This is a genomic window from Pseudomonas viridiflava, from assembly GCF_900602065.1.
GTDB lineage: Bacteria > Pseudomonadota > Gammaproteobacteria > Pseudomonadales > Pseudomonadaceae > Aquipseudomonas.
This window is the reverse complement of record NZ_UWFN01000310.1, coordinates 89,273-112,240: the sequence shown is the minus strand read 5'-3', so window position 1 is coordinate 112,240 and position 22,968 is coordinate 89,273. Positions and strand designations below refer to the sequence as shown.

At 57.9% G+C, this 22,968-nt stretch carries 20 protein-coding genes; 11 read left to right on the top strand and 9 right to left on the bottom strand.

Annotated features, from left to right (window positions below; genetic code table 11):
• Positions 1-51: 51 nt before the first annotated feature.
• On the bottom strand, positions 52-1,350 hold the full coding sequence (gene fahA, locus EE949_RS22970; RefSeq protein ID WP_122666381.1) for a fumarylacetoacetase: 1,299 nt from the start codon (positions 1,348-1,350) through the stop codon (positions 52-54).
• A complete protein-coding gene (gene hmgA / locus EE949_RS22965; protein ID WP_122666380.1) occupies positions 1,347-2,654 on the bottom strand; it encodes a homogentisate 1,2-dioxygenase in 1,308 nt (435 codons plus the stop codon). Before hmgA ends, fahA begins: the two co-directional genes overlap by 4 nt.
• 267 nt (positions 2,655-2,921) lie before the next feature.
• On the opposite strand from hmgA, the gene EE949_RS22960 reads away from it, so the two are divergent.
• On the top strand, positions 2,922-3,719 hold the full coding sequence (locus tag EE949_RS22960) for an IclR family transcriptional regulator (RefSeq protein ID WP_122666379.1): 798 nt from the start codon (positions 2,922-2,924) through the stop codon (positions 3,717-3,719).
• A gap of 235 nt (positions 3,720-3,954) precedes the next feature.
• Here EE949_RS22960 and hppD read toward each other — a convergent pair whose 3' ends face one another.
• Together hppD and maiA are read right to left on the bottom strand one after the other, a co-directional pair.
• The gene (hppD, locus tag EE949_RS22955; protein WP_122666378.1) at positions 3,955-5,031 is read right to left on the bottom strand and encodes a 4-hydroxyphenylpyruvate dioxygenase; all 1,077 of its coding nucleotides are present in this window, start codon (positions 5,029-5,031) and stop codon (positions 3,955-3,957) included.
• Positions 5,032-5,173: 142 nt separating this feature from the next.
• The gene (gene maiA, locus EE949_RS22950; RefSeq protein WP_122666619.1) at positions 5,174-5,812 is read right to left on the bottom strand and encodes a maleylacetoacetate isomerase; all 639 of its coding nucleotides are present in this window, start codon (positions 5,810-5,812) and stop codon (positions 5,174-5,176) included.
• Positions 5,813-6,012: 200 nt separating this feature from the next.
• Here maiA and glcD point away from each other — a divergent pair, with 200 nt between their 5' ends.
• The 6 genes from glcD (at position 6,013) to EE949_RS22920 (ending at position 13,189) form a co-directional block, all read left to right on the top strand.
• Positions 6,013-7,512: a glycolate oxidase subunit GlcD gene (gene glcD, locus EE949_RS22945; protein ID WP_122666377.1), complete on the top strand. Its 1,500-nt coding sequence runs from the start codon at positions 6,013-6,015 to the stop codon at positions 7,510-7,512.
• Positions 7,512-8,588: a glycolate oxidase subunit GlcE gene (glcE, locus tag EE949_RS22940; protein ID WP_122666376.1), complete on the top strand. Its 1,077-nt coding sequence runs from the start codon at positions 7,512-7,514 to the stop codon at positions 8,586-8,588. The genes glcD and glcE overlap by 1 nt, the downstream gene beginning before the upstream one ends.
• 2 nt (positions 8,589-8,590) lie before the next feature.
• The gene (glcF, locus tag EE949_RS22935; protein WP_122666375.1) at positions 8,591-9,817 is read left to right on the top strand and encodes a glycolate oxidase subunit GlcF; all 1,227 of its coding nucleotides are present in this window, start codon (positions 8,591-8,593) and stop codon (positions 9,815-9,817) included.
• A gap of 34 nt (positions 9,818-9,851) precedes the next feature.
• Positions 9,852-10,259: a heme-binding protein gene (locus tag EE949_RS22930; protein WP_122666374.1), complete on the top strand. Its 408-nt coding sequence runs from the start codon at positions 9,852-9,854 to the stop codon at positions 10,257-10,259.
• Positions 10,260-10,450: 191 nt separating this feature from the next.
• The gene (gene pssA, locus EE949_RS22925) at positions 10,451-11,794 is read left to right on the top strand and encodes a CDP-diacylglycerol--serine O-phosphatidyltransferase (protein ID WP_122666373.1); all 1,344 of its coding nucleotides are present in this window, start codon (positions 10,451-10,453) and stop codon (positions 11,792-11,794) included.
• 81 nt (positions 11,795-11,875) lie between these two features.
• A complete protein-coding gene (locus EE949_RS22920) occupies positions 11,876-13,189 on the top strand; it encodes an MFS transporter (RefSeq protein ID WP_205504738.1) in 1,314 nt (437 codons plus the stop codon).
• Positions 13,190-13,413: 224 nt separating this feature from the next.
• On the opposite strand, the gene EE949_RS22915 is transcribed toward EE949_RS22920, so the two are convergent.
• Positions 13,414-14,385 (bottom strand): aldo/keto reductase, encoded by a 972-nt coding sequence (locus EE949_RS22915; RefSeq protein WP_122666372.1) that lies wholly within the window; start codon positions 14,383-14,385, stop codon positions 13,414-13,416.
• Positions 14,386-14,528: 143 nt separating this feature from the next.
• On the opposite strand from EE949_RS22915, the gene EE949_RS22910 reads away from it, so the two are divergent.
• The gene (locus tag EE949_RS22910) at positions 14,529-14,825 is read left to right on the top strand and encodes a hypothetical protein (RefSeq protein ID WP_122666371.1); all 297 of its coding nucleotides are present in this window, start codon (positions 14,529-14,531) and stop codon (positions 14,823-14,825) included.
• A gap of 193 nt (positions 14,826-15,018) precedes the next feature.
• Here the strand turns inward: EE949_RS22910 and ligD are convergent, their stop codons facing one another.
• The 3 genes from ligD to EE949_RS22895 form a co-directional block, all read right to left on the bottom strand.
• Positions 15,019-17,586, bottom strand: a complete 2,568-nt coding sequence (ligD, locus tag EE949_RS22905) for a DNA ligase D (RefSeq protein WP_122666370.1) — start codon at positions 17,584-17,586, stop codon at positions 15,019-15,021.
• Positions 17,587-17,618: 32 nt separating this feature from the next.
• Positions 17,619-18,521, bottom strand: a complete 903-nt coding sequence (locus tag EE949_RS22900; RefSeq protein WP_122666369.1) for a Ku protein — start codon at positions 18,519-18,521, stop codon at positions 17,619-17,621.
• Between the two features lie 89 nt (positions 18,522-18,610).
• On the bottom strand, positions 18,611-19,069 hold the full coding sequence (locus tag EE949_RS22895) for an REP-associated tyrosine transposase (protein WP_122666368.1): 459 nt from the start codon (positions 19,067-19,069) through the stop codon (positions 18,611-18,613).
• A 323-nt stretch (positions 19,070-19,392) separates the two neighbouring features.
• Between EE949_RS22895 and ssuD the strand changes: the two genes are divergently transcribed.
• Both ssuD and EE949_RS22885 read left to right on the top strand, forming a co-directional pair.
• Positions 19,393-20,529: an FMNH2-dependent alkanesulfonate monooxygenase gene (gene ssuD / locus EE949_RS22890; protein ID WP_087266249.1), complete on the top strand. Its 1,137-nt coding sequence runs from the start codon at positions 19,393-19,395 to the stop codon at positions 20,527-20,529.
• 127 nt (positions 20,530-20,656) lie between these two features.
• Positions 20,657-21,757, top strand: coding sequence for a sigma-54 interaction domain-containing protein (locus EE949_RS22885; protein WP_122666367.1), 1,101 nt, complete (start codon positions 20,657-20,659; stop codon positions 21,755-21,757).
• A 27-nt stretch (positions 21,758-21,784) separates the two neighbouring features.
• On the opposite strand, the gene EE949_RS22880 is transcribed toward EE949_RS22885, so the two are convergent.
• Positions 21,785-22,120 carry an antibiotic biosynthesis monooxygenase gene (locus EE949_RS22880; RefSeq protein ID WP_122666366.1) on the bottom strand — a complete coding sequence of 112 codons (336 nt, stop codon included), beginning with the start codon at positions 22,118-22,120 and terminating at the stop codon, positions 21,785-21,787.
• A gap of 365 nt (positions 22,121-22,485) precedes the next feature.
• On the opposite strand from EE949_RS22880, the gene soxR reads away from it, so the two are divergent.
• Complete coding sequence (soxR, locus tag EE949_RS22875; protein WP_122666365.1) at positions 22,486-22,950, top strand: redox-sensitive transcriptional activator SoxR; 465 nt, start codon at positions 22,486-22,488, stop codon at positions 22,948-22,950.
• Positions 22,951-22,968 lie beyond the last annotated feature (18 nt).

Below are 22,968 nucleotides of genomic sequence, written 5' to 3'. Positions count from 1 at the left end.
TTACATCGGGGAACTGGGCAACCTCTTGCAAACGCCGCTCGCTGGCAGAACCTAACCGATAACAGTCCCCCGACACTCACCAAACCCGATCGACACCTGCCCTTCCCGCTTACACCGGGCGCGCAAGATGACTTCATCGCCATCTTCGAGAAAACGCCGTACTTCACCGCCAGGCAAATCAATGGCGTGCTTACCGCCATCGGTCATTTCCAGCAGGCTGCCGAATTGCCCCGGTTGCGGTCCGGACAGGGTTCCGGTGCCGAGTAGATCGCCGGGTTGCAACGTGCAGCCATTCACAGTGTGGTGAGTCAGCATCTGCGCCACGGTCCAGTACATGTTCAGGGTGTTGCTGCAGGCTAAAAGCTGCGCTGGCAGTCCCTGCTCTTTCATCTGTCGAGTCAGCAGCAAAACCTCCAGTTCGATATCCAGCGCGCCCGCCTGCTGGTCCGTTTCATCGAACAGATACGGCAGCGGCTGCGGATCACCCTCGGGGCGCGCAGGCTGGGCACTGCGAAACGGCGCCAGTGCTTCAGCGGTCACTACCCAAGGGGAAATCGTCGTCGCGAAGCTCTTTGACAGGAACGGCCCCAACGGCTGGTATTCCCAGGCCTGCAGATCCCTGGCAGACCAGTCATTGAGCAGGCAAAGACCGGCAATATGCTGCGCCGCGTCACTGATCCCGATGGGCTCACCATCGCTGTTGCCCGGACCGACCCAGACACCCATTTCCAGCTCATAATCCAGGCGCTTGCTCGGACCGAACTGCGGGGCCTCCGCGCCTGGCGGCAGGGTCTGGCCATTGGGCCGCTTGATCGAAGCGCCGGACACACCGAGCGTCGAAGCGCGTCCGTGATAGGCAATGGGCACGTACTTGTAGTTCGGCAACAGCGGATTGTCCGGCCGGAACAGCTTGCCGACGTTCATGGCGTGATGAATGCCGACGTAGAAATCAGTGTAATCACCCACGCGTGCCGGCATGTGCAGCTGACATTCGCTCATCGGGTGCAACAGCAACTCGCTGGACGCCTGAAGGCGCGAACGCTGCGGGCTGTGTTCGTCCAGCAAGTGCAGCAATTCCTTGCGCAACGCTTTGCGCCCGTGCGCCCCCAGAGCGAAAAAATCATTCAACTGATCGCGACTGGCAGCCTGCGCGGCGTCCCGTGCGGCACCGGTGAAGAACCCTGCCTGCAACGCTGCCTGCAGGTCGAAAATAGAGTCGCCTATGGCAACACCGCCTCGTCTGGCGGAGGCGCCACGACTGAAGATGCCCAACGGCAGATTCTGTAATGGGAAGTCAGCATGGCCGTTGGCAGATACCACCCAACTGCGGCTGTAAGCGGGCGTATTCATTTCGGTAGTTCCTTATTGAACGTCCTGGCCATGCCCGTCCAGCAGGCGTCGTAACCGGTTTGCAGTTGCGGCGATTGCAGCGCGTGCAGGCTAGGACGCAGCACCTTGCCGGTCTCGAACATAAAGGCCATGGTGTTATCGATCTTGTGCGGTTGCAGTTGTGCGGCAATGGCTTTTTCCGATGTGGCATTGTCCGGCCCATGGGCACTCATGCAGTTGTGCAGCGACGCGCCGCCAGGCATGAAGCCTTCTGCCTTGGCGTCGTACGCCCCTTCGATAAGGCCCATGAATTCATTCATCAGGTTGCGGTGAAACCAGGGCGGCCTGAAGGTGTTTTCGGCGACCATCCAGCGCGGCGGGAAGATCACAAAGTCGATATTGGCCTGACCGTGTACGGCACCTGGCGATGTCAGCACGGTAAAAATCGAGGGGTCCGGGTGATCGAAACTGACCGTGCCGATGGTGTTGAAACGACGCAGGTCATATTTGTAAGGCACGTTATTGCCATGCCAGCCCACTACGTCGAACGGTGAGTGATCCAGTTGCGTGGCCCACAGTTCGCCAAGGAACTTCTGCACCAGCGTGACAGGCTCATCGCGCTCCTCAAACCATGCGCAGGGCGCGAGAAAATCCCGGGGGTTGGCCAGGCCATTGCTGCCAATCGGCCCCAACTCTGGCAAGCGCAACGCACCGCCATGGTTTTCACAGACGTATCCCCGGGCGGTGGAGTCCAGCAACTGCACACTGAAGCGCATGCCGCGAGGCAGCACGGCGATTTCTTGCGGAGCAATATCCAGCAGCCCCAACTCAGTAACGATGCGCAAGCGCCCCAGTTGCGGAACGATCAGCCATTCACCGTCGGCATTGAAAAAAATCCGCTGCATCGAGGCCGTGGCGCAGTAGTTATAAAGCGTGACGCCTTCGGTCTGATCGGCAGTGTGGGTGCTGGCCATGACGTGCAGGCCATCGATGAAGTCAGTCGGATCATCCGGAATATCAAAGGCATTCCAGCGCAGCCGATTGGGGGTGATCGGCCCCATTTGCTGACCGACAATCTGTCGATCCAGGCGCTGGTACTGCGGATGGCTGGCCGATGGTTTTATGCGATAGAGCCAGGTTCGGCGAGCGTCTGCGCGCGGGACGGTAAACGCGGTGCCCGAAAGCAATTCGGCATACAGACCCAAGGGATGTTTCTGCGGCGAGTTCTGACCCACTGGTAATGCGCCAGGCAGCGCTTCACTGCTGAACTGGTTACCGAAGCCAGGCTGATAGATCAGCGACTCCGGAGACGGATGAGTAACCATCGGAACCTCTTCTTGTTTTTATAAGAGATCGCCCAAACAAGTCACCTGTAGGAGCTGCCGAAGGCTGCGATGGCGATGTGTCTGGATAAATGCTTCGCAGCCTTCGGCAGCTCCTACAGAAAAATGCGTTTCAAATTCGAAGATCGTGTTTTGTTTAAGCTAAAAAATTACACCTGACAGAAAACGATTACGCATAACGTAATTTGAGTTTGTAGGCCGGTCAAGCTATAAAAGCAGCCTTCTCAGACCAGCGTAGCCCCCACCGAAATGACTGCAGATATCGAAAGCCCCACAGGCGGGCGTCAGCAAAAGGTGCAGGCCGCCGAAGTGGGCATGGGCATCCTCAAGGCTCTGGCAGAACTGGCCCCTGCTACCTCCCTGTCAAAGCTCGCTGAGCATGTGGACATGCCCGCCAGCAAGGTGCATCGCTATTTGCAGGCACTGATTGCCAGCGGTTTTGCGGAGCAGGACTCGGTCACCAACCATTACGCCTTAGGCCGCGAAGCGCTGTATGTCGGCCTGGCGGCGGTCGGCAATCTGGACGTGCTGAAAATCACGGCACCCCATCTGGCAAACCTGCGTGATGAACTCAATGAAACCTGCTTCCTGGCGGTCTGGGGCAACAAGGGGCCGACCGTGGTTTACGTCGAGCCTTCAAGTGGCGCGGTGACGCTGGTGACTCAGGTCGGTTCGGTGCTGCCGTTACTCGGCTCCTCGACAGGGCTGGTGTTCGAAAGCTTCCTCGGCGCGAGCGAAACCAGCGAACTGCGCAGTGCAGAGTCGGCGCGTCTCAAGGCTGCGCAGTTGCTCGAAATCGAGCAGCACCTGAATGACATTCGCAGCAGCGGCGTGCATCAGATTCGCGGTTTGTTGATGGCCGGAGTGAATGCGGTTTCATCGCCGGTCTTCAGCGTTGGCAACAAACTGGCCGGGGTGATCACCATGGTCGGCTCGGCGTCGGTATTCACTGACGAGCGCCAGGCCGAAGCAGCGCAACGGCTAAGAGCAACGGCGCAAGTGATCAGCGCGCGGATGGGTGGCGATGTCGCGATATTTGAGGGTTGATGCAGGGCATATCTTTAATCGGTTTTAACCGGGAAGGCAGTGTGTGCCTGAGACCCGGTTAACAACCCATCGCGAGCAAGCTCAGCTCCCACAGGCCTTTATTTCCAACTCTAGAGGTGTGTGAACGCGCTCTACTTGTGGGAGCAGAGCTTGCTCGCGATCGGGTGTTAACCCAATCCCGGACAAGCATAGCTTCCACAGTTAAAACGCGCTCCAGGTCAGTATCCGAGCCTGTTTATTCCACTGCCAATACCCCACGCTTGATCTGATCGCGCTCGATCGACTCGAACAGCGCCTTGAAGTTGCCCTCGCCAAACCCGTCATCACCCTTGCGCTGGATGAATTCGAAGAACACCGGGCCCATCAGGGTTTCCGAGAATATCTGCAGCAACAGGCGCCGCTCGCCGCCATCAGATGAGCCATCCAGCAGAATGCCGCGGCTTTTCAATTCGGCTTCCGGTTCGCCGTGGTTCGGCAAACGGCCTTCGAGCATTTCGTAATAGGTCTCTGGCGGCGCAGTCATGAAGCGCATGCCAATCGCTTTAAGCGCATCCCAGCTCTTGATCAGGTCATCGGTGAAGAACGCCACGTGCTGGATGCCTTCACCGTTGAACTTCATCAGGAACTCTTCAATCTGCCCTGCCCCTTTGGATGACTCCTCGTTCAGCGGAATACGGATCATGCCGTCCGGCGCCGTCATGGCCTTGGAGGTCAGGCCGGTGTACTCGCCTTTGATGTCGAAGTAGCGAATCTCGCGAAAGTTGAACAGCTTCTCGTAGAAGTTCGCCCAATAGGCCATGCGCCCGCGATACACGTTATGGGTCAGGTGATCGATGAACTTCAGCCCCGCGCCTACCGGATGACGATCCACACCTTCGATGAAGTTGAAATCGATGTCGTAGATTGAGGTGCCTTCGCCAAAACGGTCGATCAGGTACAGCGGTGCGCCGCCAATGCCCTTGATGGCTGGCAGCCTTAGCTCCATCGGCCCTGTGGCGATTTCCACCGGCTGCGCGCCCAGATCCAGAGCACGTTGGTAAGCCTTGTGGGAATCCTTGACGCGAAACGCCATGCCGCACACTGAAGGGCCGTGCTCGGCGGCAAAATAGGAGGCGGGGCTATTCGGTTCGTTGTTGAGGATGATGTTGATGTCGCCCTGGCGATACAGCACGACGTCCTTGGAGCGGTGCACCGCCACCTTGGTGAAACCCATGATTTCAAATACAGGTTCAAGGGTATTAGGCGTTGGCGAAGCGAACTCGATGAACTCAAAACCCATCAGGCCCATCGGGTTCTCGTATAAATCAGCCATGGTCTGGCTCCTTGCTGGAAAGTGGATTAACGCGGTTTGAACGTCACTTTCCAGCGGGCGGCGCACACGGGATACCTCGCACGCTGCGAGCGAGGAAATCACCAAAAATCAGTTGCAGGCCAAGAATTTTCATAAGGACAGACTACTCCGGCTTGTCCGGTTGCGCATCGGGATGCGCAACCTGAAATGCCCAATGGTCCAGCGCGAGTTTTTCAACCCTCAGAATGCGTGGGCATGCGGTCATGTCGACGTTGAAGCGGCGGGCTGCGTAAATTTGCGGCAGCAGATAAACATCGGCGATGCTCGGGACTGTTTCATCAAAACAGTACCCCTCGGCACCAATCATCTGCTCGACCGCCGCAAAACCCTCACGAATCCAGTGGCCAATCCACTGCATCACTTCATCTTCGCCATGACCCAGCGCTCGCAAACGATTCTGCACCGAGACGTTGTGCAACGGATGAATATCGCAGGCGATCAAGGATGCCACTGCGCGCTGTCGGGCTCGTACTTCGATACTTGCCGACAGCAGTGGCCGTTCGGGATAACGCTCTTCGAGGTATTCGATGATTGCCGTGGATTGAGTGATCACCACACCGTCTTCGACGCGCAGCGCGGGCACACGGCCTTGCGGGTTTATCGCCCGGTATTCAGGTTTGAGATGCTCACCGCCATCGCGAATCAGATTGATCGGGATCGCGTTGTAATCCAGGCCTTTGAGTGCCAGGGCAATGCGAACCCGGTAACTGGAGGTCGAGCGGTAATAAGTGAAGAGGTCCAAGGGCTGAGTCATTTCTTATTATTCTTCGTAATTTATTTACGCAATACGTAAATTGCGCGATTGCCGGTCCGCTGTCAATCGCGGCTCAGACTAAAGGGCGAATCGAAAACATGGACAGATCCGCCTGGAACCCCTAATGATGCAAGTTGCCTGATGTTCCAGGACTGCCCTATAAAAACAACACAGGGTCACGACGCATCATGAATATTCTCTACGACGAGCGCGTCGATGGCGTGCTGCCGGTTGTCGACAAACAACTGCTACTGGCTGAGCTGCAACGCCAATTGCCGGACCTGGACATCCTCCATCGCGCGGAGGAACTGCGCCCATACGAGTGCGACGGGTTGTCGGCCTATCGCACCACGCCCATGCTGGTGGCCCTGCCACGCCATCTTGAAGAAGTGCAGACCCTGCTGAAGATCTGCCACCGCCTGCAGGTGCCGGTGGTCGCCAGAGGGGCCGGCACTGGCTTGTCCGGTGGCGCACTGCCGCTGGAACAAGGCCTGCTGCTGGTGATGGCACGCTTCAACAAAATCCTCGAAATAGACCGCGCCGCACGCACTGCCCGCGTCCAGCCTGGCGTGCGTAATCTGGCGATCTCCCAGGCCGCAGCACCTTATGAACTGTATTACGCGCCGGACCCGTCTTCGCAGATCGCCTGTTCAATCGGTGGCAACGTTGCGGAAAACGCAGGCGGCGTGCATTGCCTGAAGTACGGACTGACCGTGCACAACCTGCTCAAGGTGGACATCCTCACCGTCGAGGGCGAACACCTGACGCTAGGGTCGGAGGCACTGGACTCACCGGGCTTCGACCTGCTCGCACTTTTCACCGGTTCCGAAGGCATGCTCGGCATCATCACTGAGGTGACCGTCAAACTGTTGCCCAAGCCGCAAGTCGCGAAAGTACTGCTGGCCGCGTTCGACTCAGTGGAAAAAGCCGGCCGGGCCGTGGCAGACATTATTGCTGCCGGGATCATCCCTGGCGGTCTGGAGATGATGGACAACCTGGCGATTCGCGCCGCAGAAGACTTCATCCATGCCGGTTATCCGGTGGACGCTGAAGCGATACTGCTGTGTGAGCTGGACGGGGTTGAGGCCGACGTCCACGACGACTGCGAACGGGTTCGTGAGGTGTTGACCCGGGCCGGTGCCACGGAGCTTCGCCAGGCCAGGGATGAAGCCGAACGCGTCCGTTTCTGGGCCGGTCGTAAAAACGCCTTCCCAGCCGTCGGTCGCTTGTCTCCGGACTATTACTGCATGGACGGCACCATACCGCGTCGGGAGTTACCCGGCGTTCTGCAAGGCATCGCCGCGCTGTCCGGGGAATACGGCCTGCGGGTTGCCAACGTGTTCCATGCCGGTGACGGCAACATGCACCCGTTGATCCTGTTTGACGCCAATCAACCGGGTGAACTGGATCGTGCCGAAGCGCTGGGCGGCAAGATTCTCGAACTCTGTGTGAAAGTCGGCGGCAGCATCACCGGCGAGCATGGCGTGGGGCGCGAGAAGATCAATCAGATGTGCGCCCAGTTCAACAGTGACGAGCTGACCTTGTTCCATTCAGTGAAAGCCGCCTTCGACCCCGGTGGCATGCTCAATCCCGGCAAGAACATCCCGACCCTGCACCGCTGTGCCGAATTCGGCGCGATGCATGTGCACATGGGCAAGTTGCCCTTCCCTGAACTGGAGCGCTTCTGATGATTGCTGATCCGCTTCTTCATAACCCAGACGCTGACACCAGCGCCGCGCTGCTGGAGCAAGTCAATCAGGCGCTGCAAACGGCGACACCGCTGCGTATTCAGGGGGGCAACAGCAAAGCGTTTCTCGGCCGCGAAGTAGCAGGAGAAATACTCGATACCCGCACGCACAGCGGCATCGTCAGCTATGACCCCACCGAGTTGGTCATCACTGCTCGCGCCGGAACGCCCCTGCAGGAGTTGTGTGCGGCGCTGGATGCCGCCGGGCAAATGCTGCCGTGCGAGCCTCCGCATTTTGGCGAAGCCACCGTCGGCGGCATGGTCGCGAGCGGCCTGTCCGGGCCTCGCCGCCCGTGGGCCGGTTCTGTGCGCGATTTCGTACTGGGCACCCGAGTGATCACCGGGCTGGGCAAGCATTTGCGCTTTGGCGGCGAAGTCATGAAAAACGTCGCCGGTTACGACCTTTCCCGCTTGATGGCGGGTAGCTTTGGCTGTCTGGGTGTACTGACAGAGGTCTCTCTGAAGGTCCTGCCCAAACCCCGCTTGTGCAGCAGCATTGCCCTGGAAATGGACAGTAGTCGCGCTCTGGCACGCCTGGCGGAATGGGGCCAGCAACCGCTGCCCATCAGCGCGGCAAGTTTTGAAAACGGCGTGCTGCGCCTGCGCCTTGAAGGCGGCGAAGGCTCGGTGGCAGCCGCCCATGAGCGGCTTGGCGGCGAGCGCATCGACCCCGCGTACTGGCAGGAGCTCAACGAACACCAGCTGGATTTTTTCTCCAGTGGCTCACCACTATGGCGCCTGTCACTGCCGAATAACACCGACGTTCTGGATGTACCCGGCGAGCAACTGATCGACTGGGCTGGAGCGCAACGCTGGCTGAAATCCGATGCCGACGGCGCGACGATTCGCGCCACGGTCAGTGCGGCAGGCGGTCACGCCCAGTGTTACAGCCAAGGCCTGCAGGACAGCCCTTTCCATCCGCTGCCTGCAACCCTGTTGCGCTATCACCGCCAGCTCAAGGCTCAACTCGACCCCCACGGAATATTCAATCCGGGGCGGATGTACGCGGAGATCTGACCATGCAGACCACCCTGAGCAACCAGGCCCGACAACTGCCCCGCGCCGAGGAGGCCGAAAGCATCCTGCGCAGCTGTGTGCACTGCGGATTCTGTAATGCGACCTGCCCGACGTATCAGCTACTGGGCGACGAACTCGACGGCCCACGCGGACGCATTTACCTGATCAAACAGGTACTCGAAGGCAACGAAGTCACCGAGAAAACCCAGTTGCATCTGGATCGCTGCCTGTCATGCCGCAATTGCGAAACCACCTGCCCTTCCGGCGTTGATTACCACAACCTGCTGGATATCGGCCGGGCGGTTGTCGACGCGGCAGTCCCGCGTTCGCTGGGGCAGCGTGTGCTGCGGGAAGGCTTGCGTAATGTGCTGCCCAACGCCGGCCTGTTCAAATCGCTGACGCAATTGGGCACCACGTTCCGCCCCATGCTGCCTGAAGGCTTGAGGATAAAACTGCCAACGACCATTACGCCCGCCAAAGCCCGCCCGGGCGTGCGACATGCGCGCAACGTTCTATTGCTCGAAGGTTGCGTACAACCCGGTTTGTCACCCAATACCAATGCAGCCACCGCCAGGGTACTGGACCGTCTGGGGATCAGCGTCACGCCCGCTGCGCAGGCCGGTTGCTGTGGCGCGGTGGACTACCATTTGAATGCTCAGGACGCTGGCCTTGATCGCGCCCGACGTAACATCGACGCCTGGTGGCCAGACATCGAGAACGGCGCGCTGGCCATTGTCCAGACGGCCAGCGGCTGTGGGGCCTTCGTCAAGGATTACGGACATCTGCTCAGCAACGATCCGGCCTACGCGGCCAAGGCACGACGGGTCAGTGAGCTGGCAAAAGATCTGGTGGAGGTATTACGCGACGAGCCCCTTGAACGTCTCGGAATCCGCAGCGATCTGCGCCTGGCCTTCCATTGCCCCTGTACGTTGCAGCACGCTCAGAAACTCGGTGGCGCAGTGGAAAGTGTATTGTTGCGTCTGGGCTTCAATCTGACGGCCGTACCCGACAGCCATCTATGCTGTGGATCGGCAGGGACTTATTCGATCACGCAACCGGTGTTGTCACGCCAGTTGCGCGACAACAAAATGAACGCCTTGGAAAGTGGCAATCCGGATGTTATCGCTACGGCGAACATTGGTTGCCAGACTCATTTGTCCGGTACCGGTCGCACGCCGGTGCGGCACTGGATCGAACTATTAGAAGAGGCTTTGCAGGGCACCGATTAACCCTCCCGCTTACAACAACTATCTGGAGTAAACGATGAAAACCAAAGCTGTGCTGACCCAAACTGAAGTGACTCGGATTCTTGCTGCGGCTCGCCAGGACGCCATCAGCAACAACTGGCCCGTCTCCATCGCAATCGTCGATGACGGAGGTCATCTGCTGGCCTTTGAGCGTCTTGACGGTGCCTCGCCTATCAGCGGCTACATCGGTATTGAAAAGGCTCGCACCGCGGCCCTTGGCCGCCGTGAATCAAAAAGTTACGAAGAAATGGTCAACGGCGGCCGTACGTCGTTCTTGTCCGCGCCGGTGGTCACCTCCCTGGAAGGCGGCGTACCCGTGGTCGTCGATGGTCAGGTGATTGGCGCGGTGGGCGTATCAGGCGTTCAGGCTGCACAGGACGCGCAAGTAGCCAAAGCCGGGGTTGCGGCGGTGAATGCGGGGTAAAACCGGCGAAACAAACTGTGTAGGAGCGAACTTGTTCGCGAGGCGCAATGTCTGACGACGCAGGTCCGCTGCCTCGCCAACAAGTTGGCTCCTACAGTTTAAAGCGGCTGAGCGCTTAAATTGCGGACCACGACCAACCCTTCTCGCTCGTGTAAGCTCACAACCTGTTGGTTTAACCTTTCGAGAGGCTTATGCGGTCCAACTTCCGTCGCTCCACCCTTGCCGCACTGCGCGGGTTTACCCTGCCTGACACAGCAATCACCATTCTGCCCTCAGCCGCCGACTACCGTCGTTGCCTGCTGGAGAAGATCGCTTCAGCGACCCGGCGTATCTACGTGATCGCCCTGTACCTGCAGCAGGACGAAGCCGGTCAGGAAATCCTCGACGCCCTGTATGCCGCCAAAGCTGCAAGGCCGGAACTTGAAGTCGTGGTGCTGGTGGACTGGTTCAGAGCCCAGCGCGGCCTGATCGGTGCCGGACGTCAGTTGGGGAATGCTGCGTGGTATCAGGCTCAGCATCTGGAATACGACCAGGAAGTGCCCGTGTATGGCGTTCCCGTGCAGACCCGTGAGTTGTTCGGCGTACTGCATTTGAAAGGCAGCGTGATTGATGACTGCGTGATCTACAGCGGTGCCAGCATTAACAATGTCTACCTGCACAAGCTCGAAAAGTACCGACTGGACCGCTACCACGTTCTGGACAGCAAAGACCTGGCAGACTCTTTTCAGGAAATGGTGCAGCGCGAGATTTTACCGTCCCGTGCAGTCCACCGCCTGGACCTGCCGTCGCCGCCGACATCGCGCAGCCTGCGCAGCGAAATCCGTACCTTTCGCAACCATCTCAAGCGCGCGGCTTACGATACGCATCAAGGTGAGCCTGAAAACGGCGAGCTACGGGTGATTCCGCTACTGGGAGTTGGTCCGCGCAATGCGCTCAACCGTACCATCGTGGAGTTGATCGCAGCAGCCAAACATCGCCTGACCATCTGTACGCCCTATTTCAACGTACCGCTGTCGATCAAGCGGGAAATTAACCGCGCGCTCAAGCGTGGGGTGAAGGTCGACATCATCATTGGCGACAAGACCGCCAATGACTTTTTCATCCCGGCGGAAGAACCGTTCAAAGTCATTTCCGCACTGCCCTATCTTTACGAAATCAGCCTGCGCCGCTTTGCCCAGAAGCATCAGAATGCTATTGCCCGCCACAAACTCAACCTGCATTTGTGGAAAGACGGCGATAACACATTCCATCTCAAAGGTATGTGGGTCGATGATCGCTACACGCTGCTGACCGGCAACAACCTGAACCCACGTGCATTCAATCTGGACCTGGAAAACGGCCTGCTGATTGATGACCCCAAAGGCCAATGGACTGCACCCCGGGAAGCAGAAGTCGAGCAATTGATGCGCAACACTCAGCGGGTCGGCAAATACGACGAACTGGATACCCTCACCGAATATCCGTCTGCCGTCCGGACTTTTCTGAGACGGGTCAGCCGGGTCCGTGCAGAGCGGCTGCTGTATCGCATCCTCTGATACAACACTTGCCTGAGCAGGCTCATGCGCCCAGCCTGCAAGCGTTGAAACAAAAAACACAGGTTCTGTCATGAGACCACCATGCCCTCTGCAAACATGAACACCATGGCGACCGACGGTGCCGACCCGGTCAAGGCGCTGTATCGCAAGATCACCTGGAAGCTGATTCCGTTCCTGTGCTTCTGCTATCTGGCCGCGTATCTGGACCGGATCAATGTCGGCTTCGCCAAACTGCAGATGCTTGATCAATTGCAGTTCAGCGAAACGGCGTTCGGCCTGGGTGCCGGACTGTTTTTCGTCGGCTACATCCTGTTCGAAGTTCCCAGCAACCTGATCCTGGAGAAGGTCGGCGCACGGATCTGGATCGCGCGGATCATGATTACCTGGGGGCTGCTCTCGGCATGCACCATGCTTGTCACCACGCCGATGCAGTTCTACGCAGTGCGCTTCCTGCTGGGCGCCGCGGAAGCCGGTTTTCTACCCGGAGTCCTGTTTTACCTGACCAGCTGGTTTCCGACTTATCGACGTGGGCGCGTGATTGCCCTGTTCATGATCGGCCTGCCGTTGTCGAGCGTGATCGGCGGCCCATTGTCCGGCTGGATTATGGGCCATTTCGACCAGACCGCCGGGCTGCGCGGCTGGCAATGGCTGTTCATCCTTGAGGCAATCCCGAGCGTAGTCTTGGGCGTTCTGACCTTCTGGGCCCTGCCGAACAACTACCAGCAGGCAAAGTGGATGAACAGCGAAGAAAAGACTTTGCTGGAGAGCGAGCTACGTCTCGATGAGACAGGTGACGGCCACAGCAAGGAAAGCTTCCGCGATGGTTTTTTCAACCTGAAAGTATGGATGCTGGGCGGTATCGATTTCTCGATCCTGCTCAGCGCCTATGCCATGGGATTCTGGATGCCGACGTTCATTCGCAACGCGGGCGTGGTCGACACCTTCCATATCGGTGTGCTGACCGCTTTACCCAGCGTCGCGGCGCTACTGGGCATGCTACTGATCGGCGCCAGCTCTGACCGTCATCGCGAACGGCGCTGGCACATCATCGTGCCGTTCCTGATCGGTTCGGTGGCGATGGCCAGCAGTACCTTCTTCACCCATGATCTGGTGGCAACCGTGGTGCTGTTTGCGATCGCTTCTGCCGCGATCATCGGCGCGGTACCCGTATTTTTCAGCCTGCCCGCGACCTTCCTCAAAGGTCGCGCCGCCGCCACCGGCTTCGCCTTGGCATGCTCGCTGGCGAACATTGCCGGGCTGGTCAGCAACTCCCTGATGGGCATGGCCATCGATATCACCGGCAGCAGCGCCGGGGCCATGTGGTTCTTCGCCGGCTGCCTGATTCTGAGCAGCTTTCTGGTGATTGCGTTACCGGCCAAACTGGTGAATCGCTGAAGTAATTGATTTGGATCCGTGCTTGCCCGCGATAAGCCTGGACGCGATCTCAAGCTCATGACGACCTGTGGGACCGAATTCATTCGGGAAGACTGATTGCCCGACGCCGAATAGGCAATGCCTGTAGCGGCCCCTTCGCGAATGAATTCGCTCCCACGGAAATTGTATTTGCAGGCCAACGTAGAGTTTTCAAAGGGAAACCCCAGAGCCTGCACCTGCCATTTTCAAACCAGATCAATCAACTGCTCTCGCTGCGCACCGGTCAGCATCGGTCCAAACCCCGCACCGGCGTTATCCAGCATGTACTTTGGATTACCGGTGCCGGGAATCACGCACGTCACCGCTGGATGCGCCAGAAGAAATTTCAACGCCAGCTGCGCCCAACTGGTGACACCGACCTGCGCTGCCCAGCCAGGCAAAGGCTTACCCTGCAAACGCCCCAGTAGCCCGCCACCCCCGAATGGCCGGTTGCAGATCACTGCCACACCCTTTTCGCGACACAGCGGTAAAATGCGTTTCTCGACCGCGCGATCATCCAGCGCATAGTTGATCTGCAGAAAATCCATCTGCTCAGCCTTGAGCACCGCTTCTACATCGTCATATGCCGACGAGGTGTAATGGGTGATGCCGACGTAACGGATCCGCCCTTCTTCCTTCCACTTACGCAGCGTGGGCAAGTGGGTTTTCCAGTCCAGCAGGTTATGGATCTGCATCAGATCAATACGGTCAGTCTGCAACAGCTTGAACGACTGCTCCATCTGCTCAATGCCTTCCTGCCGACCGCGAGTCCACACCTTGGTGGCCAGAAAGGCCGGAGAGCGAGGCTTGTGGATCGACAACAGCTCACCAGTGGTCTGCTCGGCGCGGCCATACATGGGCGAACTGTCGATCAGGGTTCCGCCCTTTTCAAACAGTGCATCAAGCACTGCAGACAAACTCTTGTACGCAGGACTTGAAGTAGCGACATCAAAACCGCGGTAGGTGCCCAACCCCACCATTGGAAGTGGTTCGTTACTCGACGGGATAGCTCGGGTCAGCATGGTCTTTACTCCTGTATCCAGCGTAGAAGGCGACGTCGGCGACGGGATAGTCGGGGGTCTTGACTGTGCAGCAGCCGAATCGAAGGTGAACACCGCTGAAGCCCCGGCGGCCAGCGTGAGTATTTTTCTGCGAGAAAAACCAGCAGGATGCGTCATGGGGGTTCCCCTTTGTTGACAGGTGCCTGTCCTTGCGACGTTGAATGATCGATGCCCGTTCAACAGCAACTGTTTCGAAAGGTTGAACGACGAGCGACAGCAGCACGTCAGATTTGTATCGACCCACTGAAAGGTACACGACCATGGACAAGATGATCACTACGGATCAACTGGCTACCACTGACCTTAGAACAATCAACGAAATCTGGCTGCGTGGAGCCACTGATCTGTGTTTATGGCGCGCCGAACAAGTGTTCACTCACGACATGCTCAGCGAAGGCACTCACGATCAGAACAGCAGCCGCCTGGTGGTCAACATGGGCGGCATCGGGGATCAGACAGGCGTGTTCGAAATTGAGGCCATAGTCCGGGAATTGTTGAAAGACATGGGCATGGAGGGTCGTTTTTATCCGGCGGAACAAGGGAATACGCGCGGGTAACAGGGCTGCGTTATCAGGCCCATAAATGAGCAAACTGGAATGCGATCCGCTGTGGGAGCGGTGCTTGCCCGCGATGATCTGTAAACCCGATCGCGGGCAAGCACCGCTCCCACAGGGGAATACATTTCAAATCAAGTATCGTGATCCTTTTTTATGGTTCCCACACCGGTAGCCGCATTTCAAATCAGCGAGCTCAGCGCCCTTCAACCCCCAACTGCTTCCACATCTTTTTGGTTATCCGCTGGCGATTGGCATAGCCCTTCCACGGGTCAGCCTTGAGCTTACGCAAGCGCTGCTGCAGGTTACCGACGTTCCATTGCTGCGCTGACTTCAGGCCTTCCAGCTCGTCGCGGGCCACGGGTACCGACACCGGCAAGCCCGGTCTGGCTCGCACCGAATAAGCCGTCACGGTGCTGGCTCCACGGCTGTTGCGCAGATAATCGATAAAGATTTTCCCGACCCGGTTTTTCGGCCCCATTGTCGCGGTGAACCGCTCAGGCAGTTGTCGCGCGATAAATTCAGCGATGGCCTTGGCGAAGGCCTTCACCGATTCCCAATCCGCCTGACGCTGCAGAGGCACGATGATGTGCATGCCCTTCCCGCCGCTGGTCTTGATAAAGGCATTCAGGCCCAACTCATCCAGCACCGCCAGCGTCATCTGGGTCGCCTCGATCATGCTGCGCCAAGGCAGCGCATCATCCGGGTCAAGGTCGAGCACGAAGTGGTCAGGCGTCTCGATACGGTCACTGGTCGCGCCCCAGGTGTGCAGCTCGATAGTGCCCATTTGCGCGGCCCCCACCAGCGCTTGCACAGTATCGATTTCCATCAGGCGCGCATGCCCGGGATCCAGCTCGGGCTCAAGTTGCTTGATATTGGGAATGGCCAGTTTTTCAGAATGCTTCTGAAAGAACTGCTCACCGGCGACGCCCTCCGGGCAACGCAACAAGGACACCGGACGACTTTTCAGATACGGCAGGATCCAGTCGGCAATCTCTTCGTAATAATGCGCAAGGTCGGCTTTCTGCGTACCACTCTCGGCGTCGATCACGCGGTCTGGATGGCTGATACTGACGTCGGCAATGATCATTCGGCCTTTGCTGGCCACCGCGGTTTTGCCGGTTTGTTCCGTATTTACCGGGCTGGATCGAGATGTTTTTTTAAGGTTTTTGGCCGCTTGCGGGTATTCATGAACCACCTGGCTTGCGGGCTTATCACTGCGCAGTGCAATAAAGGCCGCCTGCCGAACGATGCCTTCACGGGTCCATTCAGCAAACTCCGCTTCGCAGACCAGTTCCGGCTCAATCCAGTGAACGCCACGCGCTTGAGCGCTGGTGAGTTTTTTGGCCAGCGGCGACGAATCGCGCTGCATTTTTTTCAGACGTTCGCTTATCTGCTTGAGCGTGCGCTCGGAAAAGCCGGTGCCCACTCGCCCCGCGTACACCAGCCCCGAGCCCTCATCATCGCCGTTAACCGCCAGCAGCAAGGCACCAAACCCGCTGCGCGAGCCTTGGGGCTGGGTAAAGCCGACGATCACAAACTCCTGACGCAAGCGACACTTGAGTTTGATCCAGTCCGGGTTGCGCTTGCTGAGATAGAGGCTTCCGGCCCGCTTGCCAATCACCCCTTCGAGGCCCATGGCGCTGGCACTTTCAACAATGTCCTGATGCCGGGACATGAACGCATCCGAGAAACGCAGCAACTTGCTGCGGCTCTTGCCGAGAAGTTTTTTCAGCGCGGCGCGGCGCTCTTCCAGGGGTGTTTCACGCAGGTCTCGCCCTTCGATGAAAGGCGCATCGAACAGAAAATAAACCACCTCTTTGCTGCGGCCAATTTCAAAAGCGTTCTGTAAAGCCTGAAAGTCCGGCAAACCGTCCTCATTGAGCATGACCATTTCGCCATCCAGCCAGCTGTCCTTGAGGCCCATTGCCTGCAGCGCTTTGGCCTGCAGCGGGAGACGGTCCGTCCAGTCATTGCCGTTGCGGCTGAATAGCCGCACCTCGCCGTCGAGAATACGGGTCATGATCCGGTAGCCGTCGAACTTGATTTCATAAAGCCAGTCGCCATTGGGAGGCGCGTCAACCAGCGTGGCCAGTTGCGGGGCGAGCGTTTCAGGGACTGCCGCCCTGGCCTTCGCAGGCCTGGCTTTAGACGCCGCGGCTTTGGCCGGGGGCGCTTTTTTACTCGCGGTCGACTTACCCACCAGCTTGCCGCTGATCACACTTTGCGGTTGATCCGAGACGATGTCGTAATCAGCGCCGGGCCTGGCAATCTCGTCCTTTTCCTTGATCAGCAACCACTGTTCCTTGTCGCCGCTGCCCTTCAGCCGGGTTCGGACCAGCGCCCATTCACCGGTGAGTTTTTCCCCGACGAGGGTGAACTTGAGTTTGCCGTCCTTGTACGTTTTCTGCGGATCACCATGGGGCTGCCAGATACCGCGGTCCCAGACAATCACATCCCCGGCGCCGTACTGGCCTTCCGGAATGCTGCCTTCAAAGCCGGCATACCCGAGTGGATGATCTTCGACATGGACCGCAAGACGTTTATGAGCCGGATCCAGACTCGGCCCTTTGGGCACCGCCCAGCTCTTGAGCGTGCCGTCCAGTTCAAGGCGGAAGTCGTAATGCAGGTTGCGCGCGTCGTGCTTGTGAATCACAAAACTCAAGGCGTGCGCCTTCCCTTTGGCCTTTGTCGACGCTTCAGCCGGTTCGCTGGTGATATCGAAATTACGTTTGCGGGCATATTCACTAAGCGGCTTGGCCATGATTGATCCTCTACGGCGTCAGGCAATACTCCTCAGGATGCCTTGGTGGCTTTCTTTCGCGCGGGTGCACGGCGTTTGGCCGGAGCTTTTTCTGCTGGCTCGGATTTGCTGGCAGCAGGCTTTGCCGGTTTTTTGCTGACCGAGCCTTTGCCCGCCAGGCTGCGTTTAAGCAACTCGGTAAGGTCAATGACATCGGCACTTTTGCGCTCGGTGTCTTCAGTCTCCGTCTCGACATTCTCAAGCTTGCCTTCCCGGGCCTTGGTTTCTACCAATTCCATGATCTGATCCTGGAAGGTGTCGCGGTAATCTTCCGGCGTCCAGTTGGCACTCATGTCTTCAACCAGGCGTTTGGCCATGGTCAGCTCACTTTTATTGAGCTTCACATCGGTCACTGCATCCGTCAGTTCCAGTGTGTCCAGACCGCGAACCTCCGAAGGCCAGCGCAACAGGACCAGCACCATCGCCGACTCAAGCGGCATGACCGCGGCCAGATGTTGACGGGTGTGCAGGACCACGTTGGCCAAGGCGACTTTTTTGGTTTGCACGAGGGTTTCGCGCAGCAAGGCATAGACCTTCTCACCGCGTTTGTCCGGCGCCAGGTAATAAGGTGTCTCGATGTTCTGCAGGGGGATCTGATCACCGGCAACGAAACCGAAGATCTCGATGGTCTGGGTCGACTTCGGGTGTGCAGCGCGAATCTCTTCTTCGCTAAGGACCACATAGCGGCCCTTTTCGTACTGCACCCCTTTGACGATATTTTCCTTGGTCATCTCCTTGCCGGTGACCTTGTTGATGCGCTTGTAACCCACGGGATCCATGCTGCGCTTGTCCAGCCAGTCAAAATCCACCCCTTGTGAAGAGGTCGCTGAAACCAGCGCGACAGGGATATGCACCAGCCCGAAACTGATCGCGCCCTTCCAGATTGCCCTAGCCATCGCCTGATTCCCTTTATGAGGTGTTTAAAAGTGACCGGGGCGATACGGCAAAAGTTTCGAAGGGAGTGACGGGGTGTTGGTTCAGTCGTTCAAATCCAGAGAGCATCCCAAAGAGGGTAATCACCCACTCTTTGTACCAGTCCTGCTCGCAATGGATTCGCGACGATGTAACGGGCAGCCTTTCGCAGGTCGTCATCCTGGCGCAGAGCGCGATCGTAGTAGCCCCGCTGCCAAAGCGGACCACCCCATTGTTGAGAGCGGTTCATTGATCGGCTGCTTCTGGATTTAACCCGGCACATCAGCTCTGACAAGGTTTTATGGCGCAGTTCTACGAGCCAGTGAAAGTGATCCGGCATGACAACCCAAGCAATTGAGCGAACCAGACCGGACTCTTCTGCAGAGCGGAATTGCTCTACAACGAGGCGCCCTGCACGCCAATCCTGAAAAGCAGGCCGACGGTTCGCTACTACCGCAGTCAAAATATAAAAGTAGCCAATTTGTGACACGCGGCCCTTCCGTAGATGGTGGCCTCGAATTCCTGTCGCCATTCGATGACTTCCTGTTTTTTGAGCGATGGTCGAAGCTCAGAAGGCGCTTCCAGAAATCGATGCCAATTGATTTTCGGGGTGTGTCCTTAACTCTGCTTCGCAGCCTTCGGCAGCTCCTACAAGATTGGGTTTGACTCAATATCTGTAGGAGCTGCCGAAGGCTGCGAAAGGTTCTCCAGTCAGGCATATTCAATAAAGATATAAAAATATGGATATCCGTTCTTTTGAGGAATAAACCCAAAGCCTTATAACGAGTGACCTATTGCTGGCTGAGCAACAGCCAATCAACACATCAGCGCCGCTTGCGGCTCAAGGGCTTTGTCATGGATGTTTTCTGGTTTCTTCCGACTCACGGCGACGGTCATTTTCTGGGCACTACCAAAGGTGCGCGCCCGGTAACCCTGAACTACCTCAAGCAGGTCGCTCAGGCAGCGGACGATCTGGGCTACCACGGCGTATTGATCCCCACAGGCCGCTCCTGTGAAGACTCCTGGGTGATCGCCTCGGCACTGGTCCCCCTGACCGAGAAATTGAAATATCTGGTGGCGATCCGTCCCGGCATCATTTCACCGACCGTCTCGGCGCGGATGGCAGCGACCCTGGACCGCTTATCTGGCGGACGCCTGTTGATCAACGTGGTGACCGGCGGCGACCCTGATGAAAACCGCGGTGACGGCAGCTTCCTTGATCACAGCGAACGCTACGAAGTCAGCGATGAATTCCTGCAGATCTGGCGTCGTGTACTGCAAGGAGAAGCCGTGGATTTCGAAGGCAAGCACCTGCGAGTACAGAACGCCAAGGCACTTTACCCGCCGATTCAGAAGCCTTATCCGCCGCTTTACTTTGGTGGATCATCGGAAGCCGCCCATGAACTGGCTGCCGACCAGGTGGACGTTTACCTGACTTGGGGCGAGCCGCCAGCCGCCGTAGCGGAAAAACTCGCCGATGTCCGCGAACGCGCAGCCCGCAAAGGCCGCACGGTGAAGTTCGGCATTCGCTTGCACGTGATTGTCCGCGAGACCAGCGAAGAGGCCTGGAAAGCAGCCAGTACCCTCATTGAGCACATCAGCGACGAGACTATCGCTGCCGCACAGAAATCCTTCTCGCGCTTTGACTCCGAAGGCCAGCGTCGTATGGCGGCCCTGCACGATGGCCGTCGGGACAACCTGGAAATCGCGCCAAACCTGTGGGCTGGCGTGGGCCTGGTGCGCGGCGGCGCCGGTACCGCACTGGTCGGTAATCCGCAGGAGGTTGCGGCACGCATCAAGGAATACGCCGATCTGGGCATCGAGAGTTTCATCTTCTCCGGCTACCCGCATCTGGAAGAAGCCTACCGTTTCGCCGAACTGGTTTTCCCGTTGCTGCCCGAGCCGTATCGCAGCCTGGCCGGACGTGGCATCACTAACCTGACCGGACCGTTCGGGGAAATGATTGCCAACGATTTGCCGCCGCAGAAATAGGAGTCGAGTTTCGGTAGGCACCAACTTATTAGAGAGACGGAGCTTCTGAGCACTCAGGTCCAATGCCTCGCCAACAAGTTGGCTCCTACAGGTCAATGTCGATTCAAAAAAAGAAGTGATTACCACTATGCAGCTACTGACCCTACCGCCGAACCCCGCACTGGCTACTTCAATCCGCGCCACGGCCCAGGTGTTCGAAGACCCGAAATCAAAAGCGTTGCTGGCCCACCTCAAGCAGGTGGCACCCAGCGATGCCAGCGTGTTGATCATTGGCGAAACCGGCACCGGCAAGGAGTTGGTTGCGCGGCATATCCATAGCCTGAGCGAACGTCGTAATCAGCCGTTCGTCGCCGTCAATTGCGGCGCATTCGCTGAATCACTGGTAGAAGCCGAGTTGTTCGGCCACGAAAAAGGGGCGTTTACCGGTGCCTTGAACGCCAAGGCTGGATGGTTTGAAGAGGCCAATGGCGGCACGCTGTTTCTTGATGAAATCGGCGATCTGCCGATGCCCATCCAGGTCAAACTGCTGCGTGTGCTGCAAGAGCGCGAAGTCGTCAGGCTGGGTTCACGCAAAAGCATCCCCATCAACGTCAGGGTGCTCGCAGCGACCAACGTGCAGCTGGAAAAAGCGATCAATGCCGGACATTTCCGCGAGGACCTGTATTACAGGCTGGATGTGGTCAACATCGAACTGCAGCCGTTACGCGAACGTCCCGGTGATATCCTGCCGCTAGTCCGGCACTTCATCGACGCCTACAGCCTGCGCCTGGGATATGGACCGATCCGCATTACCGCCGACGCCGAGCGCAAGCTGCAAAGCTACAGCTGGCCCGGGAATATTCGCGAGCTGGAAAACGTCATTCATCACACCCTGCTGATCTGCCGTGACGGGCTGATTCAACGTGATGACCTGCGCCTGTCAAATCTGCGTATCGAACGCCAGGACGATCAACCTGCGCATGACGAATCTGTCGACGCGTTACTGGAGCGTGCCTTCCATAAACTGTTCGAGGAACAGGCTGGCGCGCTGCATGAAAAAGTCGAAGACGCGTTGCTGCGGGCGGCTTACCGCTTCAGCCACTGCAACCAGGTCCACACCGCAGCCCTGCTGGGCCTGACCCGCAACGTTACCCGCACCCGGCTGATCAAAATCGGTGAACTGGCGGTGAACAAACGTCGTGCAGGAGAAAACTTGCAGGGTGACCGGGTGATGCAGGTTTCAGTCTGAGTTTCAGTTCGAACAGCTCCCGTGCTGTCAACGCCTGGCTTCAAGGGTTCGGGTCACCTGCCAAGTAGTGAAGGTTACTGCGCTGACCTGATACCGACGCAGCATTGCCATGAAATCCTGCTCGTTCGCCTCAGCATTGAGCAGCGCCTCTTCACTGGCTCGCCGCGATTGCCAAAGCGTCTGACCAAGCACTCTGCAGCCATCATCGCTGACCTGAACGGTGGCACTGATAAAGCCCGGATAAGTGCAGGTATAGCGCTCGACTTGCTCGGTCAGGGCCGTTACCAGACCGGACTGTTGAGCGGGATTTATGGTGAATTCAATAAGCTGATTAAAGCGAAGATTCTCTTCTGCTGACTGCATGACTGCCTCCCGTCAAACAAAAATATAACTACCTGATTTTTAAATGCTTTTACTGTAGGAGTGAGCTTGCTCGCGATAGCGTCGGGGCAGGCGATAATTTCTCAACCGATCTACCGCTATCGCGAGCAAGCTCACTCCTACAGAACCCCATATTGGCTGTGCGACAGCACCGTGTCAGATACGATGCGCAGTCCAGCAGGATGAACTTGTTCGCGAGACGCATGGACATGCGTTCATCAGGCAGATCGTCTCGCCAACAAGTTGGCTCCTGCAGGGGATTGTGTTTGCTGTAAGACTACGGGGTGTTGCAAACCGAGGCCTCGAAGGGTAAAACCTCTACTTAACTAGAGGTCAAGCAGTCACTTATGACAACCAGCAAAAAATCCGGACCTGCCAGCAAACAACTAACCGTCGGCCAGTTAGCGGCACGTAGCGGTGTCGCCGTCACGGCTCTGCATTTTTATGAAACCAAAGGTTTGATCAGCAGCCAGCGCAATGCGGGCAATCAACGTCGTTATCCCAGGGAAATGCTCCGTCGGGTGGCGCTGATCAAAGTCGCCCAGCGGTTAGGCATCCCGCTGGCCAGCATCCATGCCGCGCTGCAAACCCTTCCCGAAAAACGCACCCCCACCGCCGCTGACTGGAACAAGCTGTCAGCGCAATGGAAAACCGAACTCGACGAACGCATCGCCCGCCTGACAGACCTGCGCGACCAGCTCACCGGTTGCATTGGCTGCGGGTGCCTGTCGATGCAAGCCTGCCCGTTGCGCAACTGGGGGGACAAGTTGGGCGAGCAAGGGAATGGACCGGTTTTACTGGATCAGGATTGAAGAGCTTCAGCGCTTGTA

What these genes read in the sequence shown, in the direction of transcription:
- glcE (WP_122666376.1), top strand. Translation starts at nt 7,512, where the DNA reads ATGATTGCTGATCCGCTTCTTCATAACCCAGACGCTGACACCAGCGCC.
- ssuD (WP_087266249.1), top strand. Translation starts at nt 19,393, where the DNA reads ATGGATGTTTTCTGGTTTCTTCCGACTCACGGCGACGGTCATTTTCTG.
- glcF (WP_122666375.1), top strand. Translation starts at nt 8,591, where the DNA reads ATGCAGACCACCCTGAGCAACCAGGCCCGACAACTGCCCCGCGCCGAG.
- hppD (WP_122666378.1), bottom strand. Translation starts at nt 5,031, where the DNA reads ATGGCTGATTTATACGAGAACCCGATGGGCCTGATGGGTTTTGAGTTC.
- EE949_RS22895 (WP_122666368.1), bottom strand. Translation starts at nt 19,069, where the DNA reads ATGGCGACAGGAATTCGAGGCCACCATCTACGGAAGGGCCGCGTGTCA.
- EE949_RS22900 (WP_122666369.1), bottom strand. Translation starts at nt 18,521, where the DNA reads ATGGCTAGGGCAATCTGGAAGGGCGCGATCAGTTTCGGGCTGGTGCAT.
- ligD (WP_122666370.1), bottom strand. Translation starts at nt 17,586, where the DNA reads ATGGCCAAGCCGCTTAGTGAATATGCCCGCAAACGTAATTTCGATATC.
- EE949_RS22960 (WP_122666379.1), top strand. Translation starts at nt 2,922, where the DNA reads ATGACTGCAGATATCGAAAGCCCCACAGGCGGGCGTCAGCAAAAGGTG.
- EE949_RS22920 (WP_205504738.1), top strand. Translation starts at nt 11,876, where the DNA reads ATGCCCTCTGCAAACATGAACACCATGGCGACCGACGGTGCCGACCCG.
- EE949_RS22915 (WP_122666372.1), bottom strand. Translation starts at nt 14,385, where the DNA reads ATGACGCATCCTGCTGGTTTTTCTCGCAGAAAAATACTCACGCTGGCC.
- EE949_RS22910 (WP_122666371.1), top strand. Translation starts at nt 14,529, where the DNA reads ATGGACAAGATGATCACTACGGATCAACTGGCTACCACTGACCTTAGA.
- EE949_RS22930 (WP_122666374.1), top strand. Translation starts at nt 9,852, where the DNA reads ATGAAAACCAAAGCTGTGCTGACCCAAACTGAAGTGACTCGGATTCTT.
- hmgA (WP_122666380.1), bottom strand. Translation starts at nt 2,654, where the DNA reads ATGGTTACTCATCCGTCTCCGGAGTCGCTGATCTATCAGCCTGGCTTC.
- glcD (WP_122666377.1), top strand. Translation starts at nt 6,013, where the DNA reads ATGAATATTCTCTACGACGAGCGCGTCGATGGCGTGCTGCCGGTTGTC.
- soxR (WP_122666365.1), top strand. Translation starts at nt 22,486, where the DNA reads ATGACAACCAGCAAAAAATCCGGACCTGCCAGCAAACAACTAACCGTC.
- EE949_RS22880 (WP_122666366.1), bottom strand. Translation starts at nt 22,120, where the DNA reads ATGCAGTCAGCAGAAGAGAATCTTCGCTTTAATCAGCTTATTGAATTC.
- EE949_RS22885 (WP_122666367.1), top strand. Translation starts at nt 20,657, where the DNA reads ATGCAGCTACTGACCCTACCGCCGAACCCCGCACTGGCTACTTCAATC.
- fahA (WP_122666381.1), bottom strand. Translation starts at nt 1,350, where the DNA reads ATGAATACGCCCGCTTACAGCCGCAGTTGGGTGGTATCTGCCAACGGC.
- pssA (WP_122666373.1), top strand. Translation starts at nt 10,451, where the DNA reads ATGCGGTCCAACTTCCGTCGCTCCACCCTTGCCGCACTGCGCGGGTTT.